The sequence below is a fragment of the Streptomyces sp. NPDC017676 genome, from assembly GCF_044329325.1.
In the GTDB taxonomy this organism is placed as follows: Bacteria; Actinomycetota; Actinomycetes; order Streptomycetales; family Streptomycetaceae; genus Streptomyces.
This window is the reverse complement of the sequence record NZ_JBIRJA010000005.1, coordinates 80935-98142: the sequence shown is the minus strand read 5'-3', so window position 1 is coordinate 98142 and position 17208 is coordinate 80935. Positions and strand designations below refer to the sequence as shown.

Here is a 17208-nt window from a genome sequence, read left to right as displayed (position 1 = left end):
CCGAACCACCCCCGTGCAAGGAGTCCGTACCCCATGACGTCCACGGTGCCCAACGCCGTCGAGCACACCGACGAGCAGCAGCCGCCGATCACCATGTTCGGCCCGGACTTCCCCTACGCCTACGACGACTTCCTCGCCCACCCGGCGGGCCTCGGGCAGATCCCGGCGACCGAGCACGGCACCGAGGTCGCGATCATCGGTGGCGGCCTGTCCGGCATCGTGGCCGCGTACGAGCTGATGAAGATGGGCCTCAAGCCCGTCGTCTACGAGGCCGACCAGATCGGCGGACGGCTGCGCACGGTCGGTTTCGAGGGCTGCGACGAGTCGCTGACCGCCGAGATGGGCGCGATGCGCTTCCCGCCGTCCTCCACCGCGCTCCAGCACTACATCGACCTGGTCGGCCTGGAGACCAGGCCCTTCCCGAACCCCCTGGCCGAGGCGACCCCGTCCACCGTGGTCGACCTCAAGGGCGAGTCGCACTACGCCGAGACGATCGACGATCTGCCCCAGGTGTACCGGGACGTCGCCGACGCCTGGAACAAGTGCCTGGAGGAGGGCGCCGACTTCTCCGACATGAACCGCGCGATGCGCGAGCGGGACGTCCCGCGCATCCGCGAGATCTGGGCGAAGCTGGTCGAGAAGCTGGACAACCAGACCTTCTACGGCTTCCTCTGCGACTCCGAGGCGTTCAAGTCCTTCCGGCACCGCGAGATCTTCGGCCAGGTCGGCTTCGGCACCGGCGGCTGGGACACCGACTTCCCGAACTCCATCCTGGAGATCCTCCGGGTCGTCTACACCGAGGCCGACGACCACCACCGCGGCATCGTCGGCGGCTCCCAGCAGCTCCCGCTGCGCCTGTGGGAGCGCGAGCCGGAGAAGATCGTCCACTGGCCGTACGGGACGTCCCTGAAGACGCTGCACATGGACGGGGAGCCCCGTCCGGCCGTGACCCGGCTGCACCGCACCGCCGGCAACCAGATCACCGTCACCGACGCGAACGGCGACATCCGCACCTACAAGGCGGCGATCTTCACCGCCCAGTCCTGGATGCTGCTGTCCAAGATCGCCTGCGACGACTCGCTGTTCCCGATCGACCACTGGACCGCGATCGAGCGCACCCACTACATGGAGTCCAGCAAGCTCTTCGTGCCGGTCGACCGGCCGTTCTGGCTGGACAAGGACGAGGAGACGGGCCGGGACGTCATGTCGATGACGCTCACCGACCGCATGACCCGCGGCACCTACCTGCTGGACGACGGCCCGGACAAGCCCGCCGTCATCTGCCTGTCGTACACCTGGTGCGACGACAGCCTGAAGTGGCTGCCGCTGTCCGCGAACGAGCGGATGGAGGTCATGCTGAAGTCGCTCGGCGAGATCTACCCGAAGGTCGACATCAGGAAGCACATCATCGGCAACCCGGTGACCGTCTCCTGGGAGAACGAGCCCTACTTCATGGGCGCGTTCAAGGCCAACCTGCCCGGCCACTACCGCTACCAGCGGCGCCTGTTCACGCACTTCATGCAGGACCGGCTGCCCGAGGACAAGCGGGGCATCTTCCTCGCCGGCGACGACATCTCCTGGACGGCCGGCTGGGCCGAGGGCGCCGTGCAGACCGCGCTGAACGCGGTCTGGGGCGTCATGCACCACTTCGGCGGCGAGACCGACGCGGCGAACCCGGGCCCGGGTGACGTCTACGACGAGATCGCGCCGGTGGAGCTCCCCGAGGACTGACCCGGGAGACGGACCAGGGCGCGGGCGGCCGGCCACCGACTCCGGCCGCCCGCGCCTTCCTCAACCCCCTGGCGGATCAGTCGGCCAGCGGTGTCAGCAGCATCCGGCCCGCGAACCCCACCGCCGCGTCCAGCCGTTCGGTGAACTCCTCGGCCACGTCGGCGCAAGTCCGTAACGCCCACAGGGCCCGGGCCGCCGCCCAGGTCGCGTCCCGGGCCCGCTCCAGGCTCCAGGAGCCCAGCAGATGGGTGAGCGGGTCGGCGATCTGGAACAGGTCGGGGCCGGGCATCAGATCCTCGCGGATGCGCTCCTCCAGCGACACCAGGAGATCACCCACGCGGTCGAACTCGTCCTCCAGGTCGGCCGGTTCACAGCCGAGCGTGCGGCAGGCGTCGACCACGGCGAGGGCCAGGTCGTGCCCGATGTGCGCGTTGATGCCCGCCAGCGCGAACTGCAGCGGTCGTACTCCGGGATGGCGGCGGAACTGGAACAGGGGCCGCCAGCAGGCGGGCGGGCGGCGGTCCGCCGCGGCCGCGTCCACCGCCGCCAGGTAGCGCTCGGCGAACCGCACGTCCAGCGCGGTCGCCGCGCGCGGGTCCGGGAACTCCCCGGCGTCCAGGCGCCGGTCGATCTCCTCGGTGACGGCGAGGTAGACCCGGTTGAAGACGGCGACGCCGTCCCGTGGGGGCAGGGCCGCGTCCAGCGCGCGCATCCGTGCGACGACGGCGTCGACGGGGGCGGTGAGGTGTTCCAGCTGCACCATGAGGGAAGGGTCCCAGCCCGGGGCCGGCCGGTGTGCCGACCGGCCCGGTGCTTCGCCGGAACGGGGGAACGCCGGACTACGACTCGGCGCGCGGGGCGGCCGTGTCCGTGTCCGCCTCCGCCTCCCTGTCGTAGGAGGAGGTGCCCTCGTCCAGCAGCGGCTCCTGCTTCTTCAGGTGGGCCGGGGCGAAGGCGCGCAGCGCGTGGTAGCCGGTGATGACGACCAGCGTGCCGAGGGCGATGCCGCTGAGCGAGAAGGTGTCGGTGAACTTCATGCTGACGTTGCCGACGCCGATGATGATGCCGGCCGCGGCCGGGACCAGGTTCAGCGGGTTGCGCAGGTCCACCTTGGCGTTCAGCCAGATCTGGGCGCCGAGCAGGCCGATCATGCCGTAGAGGATGACGGTGATGCCGCCGAGCACCCCGCCCGGGATCGCGGCGACGACCGCGCCGAACTTGGGGCAGACGCCGAAGAGCAGCGCGAAACCGGCGGCGGCCCAGTAGGCGGCGGTGGAGTAGACGCGGGTCGCGGCCATCACGCCGATGTTCTCGGAGTAGGTGGTGTTGGGCGGGCCGCCGACGGCCGTCGACAGCACGGAGGCGACGCCGTCCGCCGAGATCGCCGTACCGAGCTTGTCGTCCAGCGGGTCGCCGGTCATCTCGCCGACCGCCTTGACGTGGCCCGCGTTCTCCGCGACCAGCGCGATGACGACCGGCAGCGCGACCAGGACCGCCGACCACTGGAAGGTCGGGCCGTGGAAGGACGGCAGGCCGATCCAGTCGGCCTTGGAGACGCCGGAGAGGTCCAGACGCCAGTGGTCGGTGAGCTTGCCGCTGGCGTCCACCGAGTGGATCCTGCCGAAGACCCGGTCGGACGCCCAGGAGAGTCCGTACCCGAACACGAGGCCCAGGAAGATCGCGACGCGGGACCAGAAACCCCGCAGACAGACGACCGCCAGACCGGTGAAGAGCATCACCAGCAGGGCGGTCCACTGGTCCTGCGGCCAGTAGGTGGACGCGGTCACCGGGGCCAGGTTGAAGCCGATCAGCATGACGACCGCGCCGGTGACGATCGGCGGCATGGCGGCGTGGATGATCCGCGCCCCGAAGCGCTGCACCGCGAGACCGACCAGGAACAGCACGACACCGACCACGAGGACCGCGCCGGTCACGGTCGCGCTCGTACCGCCCTGCGCGCGGATGACGGCGGCCACGCCCACGAAGGACAGGGAGCAGCCGAGGTAGCTCGGCACCCGGCCGCGGGTGGCGAGCAGGAAGATCATGGTCGCCACGCCCGACATCATGATCGCCAGGTTGGGGTCCAGGCCCATGAGCACGGGGGCCACGAACGAGGCGCCGAACATCGCGACCACGTGCTGGGCGCCCAGACCCACGGTGCGGGGCCAGGACAGCCGTTCGTCGGGGCGTACCACCGCTCCGGGCGCGGGCGTGCGCCCGTCACCGTGCAGCTTCCAGCGCACGCCGAGATCCATGAGGGGTTTCGCTTTCTGTACGTGAAGAGGTTCCGAACCATTGTCAGGGGTACCTGGCGGCTCTACGCTCGCACGGTCCTCCTCATGAACTGCGTTCACATACCTGATCGAGGTCTGATCGGGTCGAGCGAAGATCGGAGTGCCTGAATGAGTGGAAGACCCCGTGCGGCCGCGCTGCTCGCCGCCGTGGTGGCCTTCGGAGCCCTGCTCGTCCCCTCCGCCCACGCCACGCCGTCCCCGTCCAAGGCGGTTCCGCGGACCGCGGTCCTCGACGGCGTCCGCCTCCAGCAGACCCGGGCCCGCCTGCCCCACGACCCCCGGCTCCGGCGCGCCCTCGCGGACCTGACCACCCGCGCCGACGCCTGGCTGGACCAGGGCCCCTGGACGGTCGTCGACAAGCCGAAGCCCGCCCCCGGCGGCGACATTCACGACTACCTGAGCCAGGCCCCCTACTGGTGGCCCACGACCGCCCCCACCGCCGACAACCCCTGGGGCTGCCCCTACGTCCAGCGCGACGGCCGGCGCAATCCGGAGGTCGACAGCGGGACCGACCGGCAGGACGTGGAGAAGGTCTTCGACGCGACGTACGACCTCTCGCTCGCCTGGTACTACACCGGCCGGCGGAGCTACGCGGAGAAGGCCGGGCAGATCCTGCGCACCTGGTTCCTCGACCCGGCCACCCGGATGAACCCCGACCTGGACCACGCCCAGTTCATCCCGTGCAAGTACGACGGCCGGGCCATCGGCATCATCGACTTCTCGCAGTCCTACACCAGCGTCCTGGACGCACAGGCCATCCTCGCCACCGGCGCACCCGGCTGGACGGCCGCCGACCGCACCGCGATGACCCGCTGGAACGAGGACTTCCGCGACTGGCTGAAGAACAGCGACTTCGGCCGGCAGGAGGGCGCCGCCGCCAACAACCACGGCACCTTCTACGACATGCAGCTCGCCGCCCTCGCCTACGCCACCGGCGACACCGCGCTCGCCCGGCGGACCGTGCTGGACGCGCGCGCGAAGCGGATCGACCCGCAGATCGCGGCCGACGGCAGCCAGCCCCAGGAGGTCACCCGCACGCGGAGCTGGCACTACTCCACCTTCGACCTGGTCGCCTACACCCGGCTCGCGGCCATCGGCCGGCACGTCGGGGTGAACCTGTGGGCCTACGCGGGGCCGGACGGGCAGAGCTTGTTCAAGGCGGTCGACTACCTGCTGCCCGCCGCGACCGGCGCCGAGGCCTGGCCGCACCCCGAGCTGGAGTTCCACCGCTACGCGGCGGCCGACGTGGTGCACGCGGCGGCCGACGCCGGTGACCGGTCGGCCAGGGCGGCCGTGCCGAAGCTGGAGGCGCCGCCCGGGGGAGACCTCTGGGCGCTGCGGCCCGCCGCCGAGCAACTGGACTCGATAGCGGGTTGAACCGCGCTGACCTGGGGCCTTCCCGGCCGAGCTCCTGAGCGGTCGCTTAGTATGGTGGCGTACGGGGGTGTCGCCACCCCAACAGCGCTGCTCAGGAGCCCTTCCCGTGACCGCCGAAGCCCCGACCGCCCCCGCCGTCTCCTACGGCCGGCTGATCCCCGTCACCGTTCACTTCGACGACCTCGACGCGCTCGGGCTGCTGCACAACGCCCGTTACCCGCTGATGGTCGAGCGCGCCTGGACCGAGCTGTGGAACGAGCACGGCGTCCGCTTCGACGGCGACTGGGCGGCGGCCGGCGACGCCTGCAACGCGGTGCGCGAACTGCGCATCGGTTACGAGGCGCCGGTCACCCGCCCCGGCACCTACGCCGTGCACCTCTGGCTGGAACGGCTCGGCACCACCGGCCTCACCTACGGCTTCCGGTTCTGCTCGGCCGACGGGACCGAGACCTACGCCCGGGGCACCCGCGTCCTGGTCCGGCTGGACGCGGCGACCCTGCGCCCCGCGCCCTGGAGCGAGACCTTCAGGGCCGCGGGTCGGGAACTGCTGCGGCCCGCCGGCTGACCTCGCCGCCGACACGCTCGGCGGTGCGCAGCACGCCGGCGAAGACCGCGAGCCCGCACGCCAGCGCCGTCACCACCACGAAGGACACCATCAGGCTGGTCGCCTGGGCCACCCCGCCGATCAGGCTCGGCGCGATCAGCCCCGAGGTGTAGGTGATGGTCGCCACGCCCGCGATGGCCTGGCTGGGGTTCGGGCCCGCGTGCCCGGCCGCCGCGAAGCACAGCGGTACGACCACCGCGATGCCGAGCCCCATCAGCGCGAATCCGGCCATCGCCACCAACGGATGCCCGGCGAGCACGATCAGCAGCCCGCCCAGCCCGGCCAGGACACCGCCGGCCCGCACCGTGCGGACCGCGCCGAAGCGGTTCACCACCGCGTCCCCGGCGATGCGGGCCACCGCCATGGTCAGCATGAACCCGGTCGTGGAGGCCGCCGCCAGCCCGGCCGAACTGTCCAGCCGGTCCCGCAGGAACACCGCCGACCAGTCCAGGCTCGCGCCCTCCGCGAACACCGCGCAGAAGCCGACCGCGCCGATCAGCAGGGCGGAGCGCGGCGGCAGCGCGAACCGCGGGGGCGGCTCCTCGTCCTCGGCGGGCTGGAGGTCCAGCACCCAGCTGCAGGCCACCAGGCCGAGCAGGGTGAGGACGGCCGAGGCCAGGGCGAAGTGCACGCGCGCGTCCGCGCCGAGGTGCGCGGCGAGGGTGCCGGCCGCCGAGCCGATCAGGGCGCCCGCGCTCCACATGCCGTGCAGACCCGACATGATCGACTTCCCGAGCCGCCGCTCGACCTCCACACCGAGCGCGTTCATCGCGACATCGGCCATGCCCGCGCTGGCGCCGTAGACGAACATCGCCAGGCACAAGGTGACCAGGTTCGGCGCGATCGACGGCAGGATCAGGGACAGCGTCCACAGCGCGAGCAGCCCGCGCAGGGCCGCACGGCTGCCGAAGCGGTGGGTGATCCCGCCCGCCAGCGGCATCGCGCACGAGGCGCCGAGCGCCGTGAAGGCCAGGGCGAACCCCAACTGGCCCGCGCCGAGCGAGGTGTGGTCCTGGACCCAGGGCACGCGCGTCGCGAAGGAGCCGGTCACCGCGCCGTGCACGGCGAAGACGGCCGCCACGGCGTACCGGGCGCGCCTGACCTCATCGCCCGCAGGCGTAACGTCACTCATGATCCTGTCCCCTCCACGGGAGTGCCCGGCCCCAGGGGCGCCGCTCCACTGCAACGCGCCGTAAACTATCAGGAACCCTGCCTGATAGATAGCGGATACAAGGACCTCGCCTGCCACGGCGATCTGGGAGGATTCCCGTCATGCCCGCATCACCCAGCACCGCACGGGCCCTCAACGACCGGCTTGCCCTGAGGCTGTTGCAGCAGGAAGGCCCGCTCACGGCAGGGCAGTTGAAGCAGCTGACCGGACTGTCCCGCCCCACGGTCGCCGACCTGGTCGACCGGCTCACGGCCTCCGGGCTGATCACGGTGGTCGGCGAATCCGGCGAGCAGCGCCGGGGCCCGAACGCCCGGGTCTACGGCATCGTCGCCGACCGCGCCCACCTCGCCGCGCTCGACGTCCGCACCGAGGGCGTCTTCGTCCTCGTCTCCGACCTGGTCGGGCGGGTGCTCGCCGAGGCGTCCGTGCCGATCGACCCCGACGCCGGGACCGGGCCCGCCGTGGAGCAGGCGGTGGCGGCGGTGGAGAACGCCGCGAAGGAGGCCGGCGCCATGGGGGCGCCCCCGCGCGAGGGCGTTCGGGGGTGGGGGAGCCTGCACACCGTCGGCATCGGCGCGCCCGGTCTGATCGACCCGGCCACCGGAGACCTCCGTGACTCGGCCGGGCTGCCCGCCTGGCACCGCAGCCTGGCCGTCACCCTCCAGGAGCGGCTGCCCGGCGCACGCGTCACCGTCGAGAACGAGACCAACCTCGCCGCCCTGGCCGAACAGCGCGAGGGCGCCGCGCGCGACCGGGACACCTTCGTCCTGCTCTGGCTCGGCCACGGCGTCGGCGCCGCGGTCGTCCTGGACGGCACCCTGCGCCGCGGGGCCTCCGGCGGCACCGGTGAGATCGGCTTCCTGCCGGTCCCGGGAACGGCCAGGCTGCCCTCGGCGACCGACTGCGCCGGCGGCTTCCACTCCCTCACCGGCGCGGCGGCGGTCGCCTCCCTGGCAGCCGAGTGCGGCCTCCCGACCCCTGCCACACCGGACGGCCCCGGCGCGGCGGAGGCGGTGCGGTGCGCTGTGGCGGAGGTGGAGAAGGCGGGGGAGGCGGTGCCTGTGCCTGTGGCGGGGCGGGCAGCGGCGGTGCCCGTGCCCGGGGCGCTGCCGGTGGCGCGGCCCGGCTCCGGTGCCGCGTCGGCTGCGACAGCGACGCCGGAGCAGGTCGGAGACGTGGCGTCCCCGCAGGCGCAGCCGGGCGGCGCACCCCCGGTGACCCTGCCAAGTGACCTTCCCGCCGCCCGTTTCCTCCGCATCCTCGCCGACCGGGTCGCCGTCGGTGCCGCATCCGTGGTGGCTGTTCTGGACCCCGGCTGTGTGGTGCTCGGCGGGGAGGTCGGCCAGGCCGGGGGCGCGGTGCTCGCCGGGCTGGTGGAGGAGCGGTTGCGTCGGATGTCGCCGCTGGTCACCGAGGTTCGGGCGAGCAGCCTCGGCGGGACGGCCGTACTCCGCGGCGCGCTCCTCACCGCCCGGGAGCGGGCACAGGACGAGCTGTTCGCGCCACCGGAGCGCCCGGGCGGCTGACACACCGCCGCAGCGCCCGCGGCCCTGGACCGGGGCGGCCCTCCCGGTCGCGACGGGGCGGACACCGGTCCTCGGACGGCTCTTCCGGCGGGGCCCGGGAATCTCAGGCCGGGCCGCCTCGGCTCAAACGGCGCTCCGGACTGTCGCGTGACCTCGGCGCCGGGCGGCGCTCCGGGCTGCCGTGCGACCTCGACGCCCAAGCGGCTCTCCCGGCTGCCCCAGGAGCTCGGAAGACCTCACGGCCCCTGCGGCTCCCCCGAGGGTCGCCACGGCACCCACGGCAGCGCCTCCCCGCCAGCCCGGTCGTTCGAACGCCCAGGCCTGTACCACCTCGGCCACGGGCTCGACGGCGAACACCTCGTGCTCGCGCGGCACCCGGGCCTGGAAGTGCCGGTCCGGGCCGCCCTCCCGATACTCCACCCGGTAGCTCAGATCATCGTTGAGACACACCTGCATGCAGTGGTGCCCGGCAGGCTCCCGGTCGAGCCGCTCGACGATGACGAAGCGCCAGGTCAGACTCATGTCCGCCAGCAGATCGTGGAGTTGGTCCGCGGAGGGGTCGTCCCACGCCGTCCCGTCCCACTCGATCGCGCGGATCACCGGTGCCGTCATGCGGGTGACTGTACTGGGCGCGGTGGCGGCCCGGCGGCGGGCAAGGGCCGTCGTCACCGCCGCCGGGCCCGTCCGCACCCTAAAAGGACTAGACCAGTACGGTCAATGGTCCGGACCGAGGCCAATACTCCTTCCCCGCCGACCAGTTGACGGCGTCGGCCGCGTGACGCAAGGGCGGTGACACGCACTGTGAGCGACCCCACACCCCTCACCCGCATGGACGCCTACCGGGCGTGGCACACTGGCCCTGTACCAGAAGCAGCGCACTCCGGGGTCGGTGAAAGTCCGAACCGGCGGTTACAGTCCGCGACCCGGTCGCTTCCAGCGGCCGGTTGACCAGGTGAAATTCCTGGACCGACGGTTAAAGTCCGGATGGGAGGCAGTGCGCGGCGGGCGGGCATGCGTCTCCCGTGTGCGCGCCGCCGTATCTGGACGCGTCCCTGCGCGGACGTGTCCTTTCGGCGACGCCCCCGGTGTGTGCTCATCCGTCCCTTTCTGTCGTCATCGACAGGCCCCGGAGTCCGTGCCCGAAGAGGCAGGAGGACCCGGGAAGTGTTCACCGGAATCGTCGAAGAACTGGGTGAAGTCACCGCCGTCGAGAACCTCGGCGACTCCTCCCGCTTCCGGCTCCGCGGCCCCGTCGTGACCGAGGGCGCACGCCACGGCGACTCCATCGCCGTGAACGGGGTCTGTCTCACCGTCGTCGAGCACGAGGGCGACGAATTCACCGCCGACGTCATGGCCGAGACCCTGAAGCGCTCCAGCCTGGGCGCGCTCACCCTCGGCTCCCGCGTCAACCTGGAGCGCCCCACCGCCGTCGGCGCCCGCCTCGGCGGACACATCGTCCAGGGACACGTGGACGGCACCGGCGAGATCCTGGCCCGCACCCCCTCCGAGCACTGGGAGATCGTGAAGATCTCCCTCCCCGCGGACCTCTCCCGCTACGTCGTGGAGAAGGGCTCCATCACCGTCGACGGCATCAGCCTCACCGTCGTGGAGGCCGGCCCCGACTACTTCACCGTCAGCCTCATCCCGACCACCCTCGCCCTCACCACGCTCGGCGTGAAGCAGCCCGGCGACCCGGTCAACCTCGAAGTGGACGTCATCGCCAAGTACGTGGAGCGGCTGCTCGCGGCCGGGCAGGGGGCCGGCAAGTGAACTGGATGAACTCCGAGGCGTTCACCCTCTTCGGCCAGCACATCATCTGGTCCGACATGATCGGCAACATCCTGGGCCTCATCACCCTCGCCCTCGGCTGGCGCCGCTCCCTGTGGACCTGGCCCGTGCAGTTCCTGTCCGGCCTGGTCCTGTTCGCCGCCTTCTACGGCCACCTGACCGGCAGCGCCGGCAAGCAGGTCGTCGTCATGGCCGTCGCGCTGTACGGCTGGTGGCAGTGGCAGCGCAGCAAGGACCGGTCCGACGACGGCCACATCGCCCCCCGCTTCGCCACCTGGCGGGAGCGCGCGGCCATGCTCGCCGCTGCCGCAGCCGGCACGGTCGCCGTCGCCCTGCTCTTCACGGCCTACCCGAAGCTCTCCTGGGACCCCTGGCCCGACGCCTACATCTTCGTCGGCACCATCGTCGCGATGTACGCACAGGCCAAGAGCATGGTCGAGTTCTGGATCGCCTGGCTGCTCGTCGACCTCGTCGGCGTCCCCCTCAACTTCGCCAACGGCTACGCCTTCTCCGGCTTCGTCTACGTCATCTACGGCGCACTCGTCCTGTGGGGCATGCGCGACTGGTGGCTGCGCTCCCGCCGGGGCCCGCAGCCCGCACTGGAAGGAGCGCCGGCATGACCTCGGCACCGCTGCTGTACGGCACCGACGACACCGAGAACTTCGCCCTCGACCCGGTCGAGCAGGCCATCGCCGACATCGCGGCGGGCCGCCCGGTGGTCGTCGTGGACGACGAGGACCGGGAGAACGAGGGCGACCTCGTCATCGCCGCCGAGAAGGCGACCCCTGAGATCGTCGCCTTCATGATGAGTGAATGCCGGGGTCTGATCTGCGCCCCCATGGAGGGTGAGGAGCTGGACCGGCTGCGACTGCCGCAGATGGTCCAGGACAACACCGAGTCGATGAAGACCGCGTTCACCATCTCGGTGGACGCCTCCGCCGCCCACGGCGTCAGCACCGGCATCTCGGCCGCCGACCGCGCGACGACGCTCCAGCTGCTCGCGAGCGGCACGGCGCAGCCCACCGACCTCGTCCGCCCCGGCCACGTCTTCCCGCTGCGCGCCCGGCCCGGCGGCGTCCTCGTGCGCAACGGCCACACCGAGGCCGCCGTCGACCTCGCCCGGCTCGCGGGGCTCCGCCCGGCCGGCGCCATCGTGGAGATCGCCGGTGAGGACGGCCGGATGCTCCGGCTGCCCGAGCTGATCCCGTTCGCCCGCAAGCACGGCCTGACGATCATCTCCATCGCGGACCTGATCGCCTACCGCCGCGGCAGCGAGCCCACCGTCCGCCGCGAGGCAGAGACCCGTCTGCCCACCCGGCACGGCACCTTCACCGCCTACGGCTACCGGTCCACCGTCGACGGCGTCGAGCACGTCGCCCTCGTCCACGGCGAGATCGGCGACGGCGAGGACGTCCTGGTCCGCGTCCACTCCGAATGCCTCACCGGCGACGTCTTCGGGTCCCTGCGCTGCGACTGCGGCCCCCAGCTGGACACCGCCCTGGAACGCATCCAGGCCCAGGGCCGGGGCGTCGTCGTCTACCTGCGCGGACACGAGGGACGCGGCATCGGCCTGCTGTCCAAGCTGCGCGCCTACGAGCTCCAGGAACAGGGCCACGACACCCTGGACGCCAACCTGGAACTCGGCCTGCCCGCCGACGCCCGCGACTACGGCGCCGGCGCACGGATCCTCGCCGACCTCGGCGTACGCAGCGTCCGGCTGATGACCAACAACCCCGACAAGACCCAGGCGCTGCTGCGCCACGGCCTGAAGGTCACCGGCCGCGAGTCGATGCCCGTACAGGCCGGTGAGCACAACCTCCGGTACCTGCGCACCAAGCGGGACCGGATGGGCCACGACCTGCCCTGGCTCGACACGCCCGCCGTGTCGGCCTCCGCGGCCGCGGCCACCTGCGGCAACCAGTAAGCACGAAAGCACTGAGGAGAGACGTGAGCGGCAAGGGTGCACCGGAACTGTCCGTACGCAATGTGAGCGACCTGCGGGTCGCCGTCATCGCGGCGCAGTGGCACGAGCAGGTGATGGACGGTCTGGTGAACGGCGCCCTGCGCGCCCTGAGTGACCTGGGCATCGACGAGCCGACCCTGATCCGGGTCCCCGGCAGCTTCGAGCTGCCGGTCGCCGCCAAGGTCCTCGCGGGCCGTGGCTACGACGCGGTGGTCGCCCTCGGCGTCGTCATCCGGGGCGGCACCCCCCACTTCGACTACGTGTGCCAGGGCGTCACCCAGGGTCTCACCCAGGTGTCCGTGGAGACCGGCGTGCCCGTCGGCTTCGGCGTGCTCACCTGCGACACCGAGGAGCAGGCCCTGGACCGGGCCGGCCTGGAGGGCTCGAACGAGGACAAGGGCCACGAGGCGGTGACCGCCGCCGTCGCGACCGCGGCCACGCTCCGCTCAGTATCCGAACCCTGGCACTGAGGAGTGGGGCCGACCGCGTAGGGTGGGCAGCACCATGTCCAAGAAGACGTTCGAGGAGCTCTTCGCCGAGCTCCAGCAGAAGGCCGCCCACGGCGATCCCGCCACCTCCCGTACCGCCGAGCTGGTCGGCAAGGGTGTCCATGCCATCGGCAAGAAGGTCGTCGAGGAGGCCGCCGAGGTCTGGATGGCCGCCGAGTACGAGGGCAAGGAGGCGGCGGCCGAGGAGATCTCGCAGCTGCTGTACCACGTCCAGGTGATGATGGTCGCCCGCGGGATCTCCCTGGACGACGTCTACGCCCACCTGTAAGCCGCCTGCCGCAACCAGCCGTAGAAAACCCCTTCACGCAAAGGAAGCCGACCTCATGCTGCGCATCGCCGTCCCCAACAAGGGTTCACTGTCCGGCCCTGCGGGGGAGATGCTGCATGAGGCCGGCTACCAGCAGCGCCGTGAGTCCAAGGAACTGCGCATCGTCGACCCGGAGAACGAGGTCGAGTTCTTCTACCTCCGCCCCCGCGACATCGCGATCTACGTCTCCTCCGGCCGCCTCGACATCGGCATCACCGGCCGTGACCTGCTGATCGACTCCGGCGCCGACGCCGAGGAGATCCTGCCGCTCGGCTTCGCCCGCTCCACCTTCCGCTTCGCCGCCAAGCCCGGAACGGCGAGCGGCATCGAGGACCTCAAGGGCAAGACGGTCGCCACCTCCTACGAGGGCATCGTCGACAAGCACCTGGCGGACCGCGGGATCGACGCCTCCGTCGTCCACCTGGACGGCGCCGTGGAGACCGCGATCGAACTGGGCGTCGCCGAGGTCATCGCCGACGTCGTCGAGACCGGCACCAGCCTGCGCAACGCGGGCCTGGAGGTCTTCGGCGAGCCGATCATGAAGTCCGAGGCGATCGTCATCCGCCGCACCGGCGCCGACGCCGAGGAACCGAAGGTCCAGCAGTTCCTGCGCCGCCTCCAGGGCGTCCTGGTGGCCCGGACGTACGTGATGATGGACTACGACTGCCGGGTCGAGCAGCTGGAGAAGGCCGTCGCGCTCACCCCCGGCCTGGAGTCCCCGACCGTCTCCCCGCTGCACAACGAGGGCTGGGTCGCGGTCCGCGCCATGGTCCCCGCCAAGGAGGCCCAGCGGATCATGGACGACCTGTACGCCATCGGCGCCCGCGCCATCCTGACCACGGCCATCCACGCCTGCCGCCTGTAAGAGGTACGCCCGAGATGTCCGACCTGCCCCCTCCTCCTCGCCTCCCCGTCACCTTCAGGCCGGGACACACCCGGGCGATCCTGCTCACCGCCGGTGTCGTGATCTTCCTGGTGATAAGCGGGATCGCCCTGCTGCTGGAGCACCTCGGCCCGGGTTCGAAGCTCAGCTTCGTCATCACCGGCGCGCTCATCTTCTGGGGCCTGGCCCAGCTCGCCCGGGTGAAGGTGGTCGCCGAGGAGTCCGGCGTCACCGTTGTCAACATCGTCAGCAAGCGCCGCCTGGCCTGGGAGGAGATCCTCCGGGTGAACCTCCGGCCGGGTGACCCGTGGGTGTTCCTCGACCTCAGCGACGGCACCAGCCTGCCCGCGCTGGGCATCCAGCCGGGCATCGCCAAGCAGCGTGCCATCGCCGACGCCAAGGCCCTGCGCGCGCTCGCCGAGGCCCACTCGGCGCCCTCCGCCCTGCCGCATGAGCCCAGATCTTGATTAATCTGGTGGGCGGAGGCCGTCTCGCTGCGCCTCCGCCCCTGCGCGCCGCCCGGTGCACAGGGGTTCCTGCTACCCGAGGAGTGACTCCCTCCGGCGATGGACGGATCGTCCTGTAGTACCTGCGCCACCCCTGCCCGACTCAGCGGGAAGGCGGTGGCAGCGTGACCATCCCCCTGCTGCTCCTCGGAGCGGCGTTCCTGCTGATTCTCGCCAACGGTTTCTTCGTGGCGGCCGAGTTCGGCCTGGTGACCGTCGAGCGCCCGGAGGCCGAGCAGGCCGCCGCCGACGGCGACACCCGCGCCCGTACGGTCGTGGAGTCGCTGAAGGAGCTGTCCTTCCAGCTCTCCGGCACCCAGCTCGGCATCACCATCACCTCCCTGGTCGTCGGCATGCTCGCCGAACCGGCCCTGGCCGAGCTGCTGCGCGGCCCGTTCGCCGCCCTCGGCATCCCCGAGGGTGCCGCCTCCGGCGTCGCCGTGGTCGTCGGCATGCTGCTGGCCTCCGCGATCCAGATGGTGATCGGCGAACTCGTGCCCAAGAACTGGGCGGTGTCCCGGCCGCTGCAGGTCGCGCGCTTCGTCGCCGGCCCCCAGCACCGCTTCGCCCGCCTGTTCCGCCCGGTGATCTCGGCGCTGAACACGGTCGCCAACCGGCTGGTCCGCGCCCTCGGCGTCGAACCCGCCGACGAGCTGGCCTCCGCCCGCACCCCCGGTGAACTCGTCTCCCTGGCCCGGCACTCCGCCCAGGCCGGGGCCCTGGAGCAGGACACGGCCGACCTGTTCGTCCGCACCCTGTCCCTGGGCGAGCTGACCGCTCAGCACGTCATGACCCCGCGCGTGAAGGTGAGCGCGCTGCAGGACTCGGCCACCGCCGAGGACGTCGTCAACCTCACCCGGGCCACGGGCCTGTCCCGCTTCCCCGTCTACCGGGAGAAGATCGACGAGATCGTCGGCATGGCCCACCTCAAGGACGCGCTGGCGGTCCCCGTGCACGACCGGCTGCGCACGCCGGTCAGCCGGATCGCCCGCAAGGCGCTCCTGGTCCCCGAGACCCTGCCGGTCCAGCCCCTGCTCGCCCGGCTGCGCAGTGAGCAGCCCATCGCGGTCGTCGTGGACGAGTACGGCGGCACGGCCGGCGTGGTCACCCTGGAGGACATCGTCGAGGAGCTGGTCGGCGAGGTCCGCGACGAGCACGACGCCAAGGACGTGCCCGAGCTGGCCCCCGCCCCGCCCGAGGACGGCAGGCCCGCCTGGGACGTGGACGGAAGCTGCCGCGTCGACATCCTCCAGCGCATAGGCCTCGACGTGCCCGAGGGGCCGTACGAGACCGTCGCCGGCCTGGTCGCCGACCTGCTCGGCCGGATTCCGGCCCCTGGCGACCGGGCCGAGCTGCCCGGCTGGCGGCTCTCGGTCCGCCAGGTCGGCCACTACCGCGCCGAACGGGTCCGCCTGGTCAGGACGGCCCCGGCGGTGAACGTGATGGAGGCCGCCCGATGAGCGTCCTCCAACTGGTCTTCGCGGCGCTGCTCGTGCTCGCCAACGGTTTCTTCGTCGGCGCCGAGTTCGCGCTCGTCTCCGTCCGCCGCAGCCAGATCGAACCGCTCGGCACCGCCCGGGCCCGGCAGGTGCTGTACGGCCTCGAACACCTGCCGCAGATGATGGCCGCCGCCCAGTTCGGAATCACCGTCTGCTCGCTGACGCTCGGCGCGGTCGCCGAGCCCACGGTGGCGCACCTGCTGGAGCCGGTGTTCGAGTGGATCCACCTCCCGCACGGCATGATCCACCCGCTGGGCTACGTCATCGCGCTGGCCGCCGTGGTCTTCTTCCACCTCGTCATCGGCGAGATGGTCCCGAAGAACCTCGCGATGGCCGCCCCGGAGAAGGCCGCGCTGTGGCTCAGTCCGGGCCTGGTCTGGTTCGCCCGCCTCTGCAAGCCGATCACGGTGTCCCTCGGCGCCTGCGCCCAGGGCATCCTGCGGCTGTTCCGGGTGGAGCCGAAGGACGAGGTCGAGGCCGTCGTCACCACCGAGCAGCTCAACCGGCTCCTGGAGGACTCCGGTCAGGCCGGACTCCTCGACCCGGAGGAGCAGGAGCGCCTGGAGGACGCCCTGGAGCTGGGCTCGCGCCCGGTGACGGACGTCCTGCTGCGCCGGGAGGCCCTGGTCACGGTGACCCCGGCGGTCACCCCGGGCGAGATCGTGGAGCTGACCGCCCGCACGGGCTACTCCCGCTTCCCGGTCGCGGCCGGCGAGAAGGGCCCCTTCATGGGGTACGTGCACGTGAAGGACGTCCTCGACCTGGAGGACTCCGACCGGGCCGTCCCGCAGCACGTGTGGCGCCCGATGGCCACGCTCCGGGCCGAGCTGCCGCTGGACGACGCGCTGACGGTGATGCGCCGGGCGGCCACGCACCTGGCCCAGGTGGCGGACGCGACCGGCAGGGTGCTGGGGCTGGTGGCCCTGGAGGACGTGCTGGAGATGCTGGTGGGCGAGGTCCGGGACCCCGCGCACCGGGAGATGCCGGAGCCCCGGGTGAGCGGGGAGCCCGAGGGCGCGCTCGCCGGCTAGCCGGGCGGTGACGCGGAGC

At 71.9% G+C, this 17208-nt stretch carries 17 protein-coding genes and 1 riboswitch; of the genes, 13 read left to right on the top strand and 4 right to left on the bottom strand.

All coding sequences use genetic code 11. From position 1 onward, the window contains the following. Positions 1 to 33 precede the first annotated feature (33 nt). Positions 34 to 1731: a flavin monoamine oxidase family protein gene (locus ACH4LD_RS12615; RefSeq protein WP_398055903.1), complete on the top strand. Its 1698-nt coding sequence runs from the start codon at positions 34 to 36 to the stop codon at positions 1729 to 1731. Positions 1732 to 1807: 76 nt separating this feature from the next. On the opposite strand, the gene ACH4LD_RS12610 is transcribed toward ACH4LD_RS12615, so the two are convergent. Next, positions 1808 to 2494: a DUF5995 family protein gene (locus ACH4LD_RS12610; protein WP_398055904.1), complete on the bottom strand. Its 687-nt coding sequence runs from the start codon at positions 2492 to 2494 to the stop codon at positions 1808 to 1810. A 76-nt stretch (positions 2495 to 2570) separates the two neighbouring features. Beyond that, positions 2571 to 3986, bottom strand: a complete 1416-nt coding sequence (locus ACH4LD_RS12605) for a uracil-xanthine permease family protein (RefSeq protein WP_398055905.1) — start codon at positions 3984 to 3986, stop codon at positions 2571 to 2573. Between the two features lie 147 nt (positions 3987 to 4133). Here ACH4LD_RS12605 and ACH4LD_RS12600 point away from each other — a divergent pair, with 147 nt between their 5' ends. Beyond that, positions 4134 to 5402: an alginate lyase family protein gene (locus ACH4LD_RS12600; protein WP_398055906.1), complete on the top strand. Its 1269-nt coding sequence runs from the start codon at positions 4134 to 4136 to the stop codon at positions 5400 to 5402. Between the two features lie 106 nt (positions 5403 to 5508). Further along, on the top strand, positions 5509 to 5967 hold the full coding sequence (locus tag ACH4LD_RS12595) for an acyl-CoA thioesterase (protein WP_398055907.1): 459 nt from the start codon (positions 5509 to 5511) through the stop codon (positions 5965 to 5967). Here ACH4LD_RS12595 and ACH4LD_RS12590 read toward each other — a convergent pair. Next, positions 5927 to 7138 carry an MFS transporter gene (locus tag ACH4LD_RS12590; protein WP_398055908.1) on the bottom strand — a complete coding sequence of 404 codons (1212 nt, stop codon included), beginning with the start codon at positions 7136 to 7138 and terminating at the stop codon, positions 5927 to 5929. The two genes, ACH4LD_RS12595 and ACH4LD_RS12590, sit on opposite strands and share 41 nt — an antisense overlap. A gap of 140 nt (positions 7139 to 7278) precedes the next feature. Here ACH4LD_RS12590 and ACH4LD_RS12585 point away from each other — a divergent pair, with 140 nt between their 5' ends. Continuing rightward, positions 7279 to 8703 carry an ROK family transcriptional regulator gene (locus ACH4LD_RS12585; RefSeq protein WP_398055909.1) on the top strand — a complete coding sequence of 475 codons (1425 nt, stop codon included), beginning with the start codon at positions 7279 to 7281 and terminating at the stop codon, positions 8701 to 8703. A gap of 123 nt (positions 8704 to 8826) precedes the next feature. Here ACH4LD_RS12585 and ACH4LD_RS12580 read toward each other — a convergent pair whose 3' ends face one another. Beyond that, positions 8827 to 9315, bottom strand: coding sequence for a hypothetical protein (locus tag ACH4LD_RS12580; protein WP_398055910.1), 489 nt, complete (start codon positions 9313 to 9315; stop codon positions 8827 to 8829). Between the two features lie 259 nt (positions 9316 to 9574). Continuing rightward, a riboswitch (FMN riboswitch) is annotated at positions 9575 to 9705 on the top strand. A gap of 162 nt (positions 9706 to 9867) precedes the next feature. On the opposite strand from ACH4LD_RS12580, the gene ACH4LD_RS12575 reads away from it, so the two are divergent. The 9 genes from ACH4LD_RS12575 to ACH4LD_RS12535 all read left to right on the top strand — a co-directional run bounded on the left by ACH4LD_RS12575 (position 9868) and on the right by ACH4LD_RS12535 (position 17189). Continuing rightward, positions 9868 to 10473 (top strand): riboflavin synthase, encoded by a 606-nt coding sequence (locus tag ACH4LD_RS12575; protein ID WP_103816490.1) that lies wholly within the window; start codon positions 9868 to 9870, stop codon positions 10471 to 10473. Next, complete coding sequence (locus ACH4LD_RS12570) at positions 10470 to 11111, top strand: nicotinamide mononucleotide transporter family protein (protein ID WP_132786604.1); 642 nt, start codon at positions 10470 to 10472, stop codon at positions 11109 to 11111. The genes ACH4LD_RS12575 and ACH4LD_RS12570 overlap by 4 nt, the downstream gene beginning before the upstream one ends. Next, entirely contained in the window at positions 11108 to 12415 is a 1308-nt protein-coding gene (locus tag ACH4LD_RS12565) for a bifunctional 3,4-dihydroxy-2-butanone-4-phosphate synthase/GTP cyclohydrolase II (RefSeq protein WP_398055911.1), read from the top strand. Before ACH4LD_RS12570 ends, ACH4LD_RS12565 begins: the two co-directional genes overlap by 4 nt. Positions 12416 to 12438: 23 nt before the next feature. Next, positions 12439 to 12924 carry a 6,7-dimethyl-8-ribityllumazine synthase gene (gene ribH, locus ACH4LD_RS12560; protein ID WP_132786606.1) on the top strand — a complete coding sequence of 162 codons (486 nt, stop codon included), beginning with the start codon at positions 12439 to 12441 and terminating at the stop codon, positions 12922 to 12924. 34 nt (positions 12925 to 12958) lie between these two features. After that, a complete protein-coding gene (locus ACH4LD_RS12555) occupies positions 12959 to 13231 on the top strand; it encodes a phosphoribosyl-ATP diphosphatase (protein ID WP_398055912.1) in 273 nt (90 codons plus the stop codon). A 55-nt stretch (positions 13232 to 13286) separates the two neighbouring features. Continuing rightward, complete coding sequence (gene hisG, locus ACH4LD_RS12550) at positions 13287 to 14135, top strand: ATP phosphoribosyltransferase (RefSeq protein ID WP_398055913.1); 849 nt, start codon at positions 13287 to 13289, stop codon at positions 14133 to 14135. Positions 14136 to 14149: 14 nt separating this feature from the next. Then, the gene (locus ACH4LD_RS12545; RefSeq protein ID WP_132786607.1) at positions 14150 to 14620 is read left to right on the top strand and encodes a PH domain-containing protein; all 471 of its coding nucleotides are present in this window, start codon (positions 14150 to 14152) and stop codon (positions 14618 to 14620) included. Positions 14621 to 14784: 164 nt separating this feature from the next. Further along, positions 14785 to 16119 carry a hemolysin family protein gene (locus ACH4LD_RS12540; RefSeq protein WP_398055914.1) on the top strand — a complete coding sequence of 445 codons (1335 nt, stop codon included), beginning with the start codon at positions 14785 to 14787 and terminating at the stop codon, positions 16117 to 16119. Continuing rightward, entirely contained in the window at positions 16116 to 17189 is a 1074-nt protein-coding gene (locus tag ACH4LD_RS12535; RefSeq protein WP_103816496.1) for a hemolysin family protein, read from the top strand. Before ACH4LD_RS12540 ends, ACH4LD_RS12535 begins: the two co-directional genes overlap by 4 nt. Positions 17190 to 17208 lie beyond the last annotated feature (19 nt).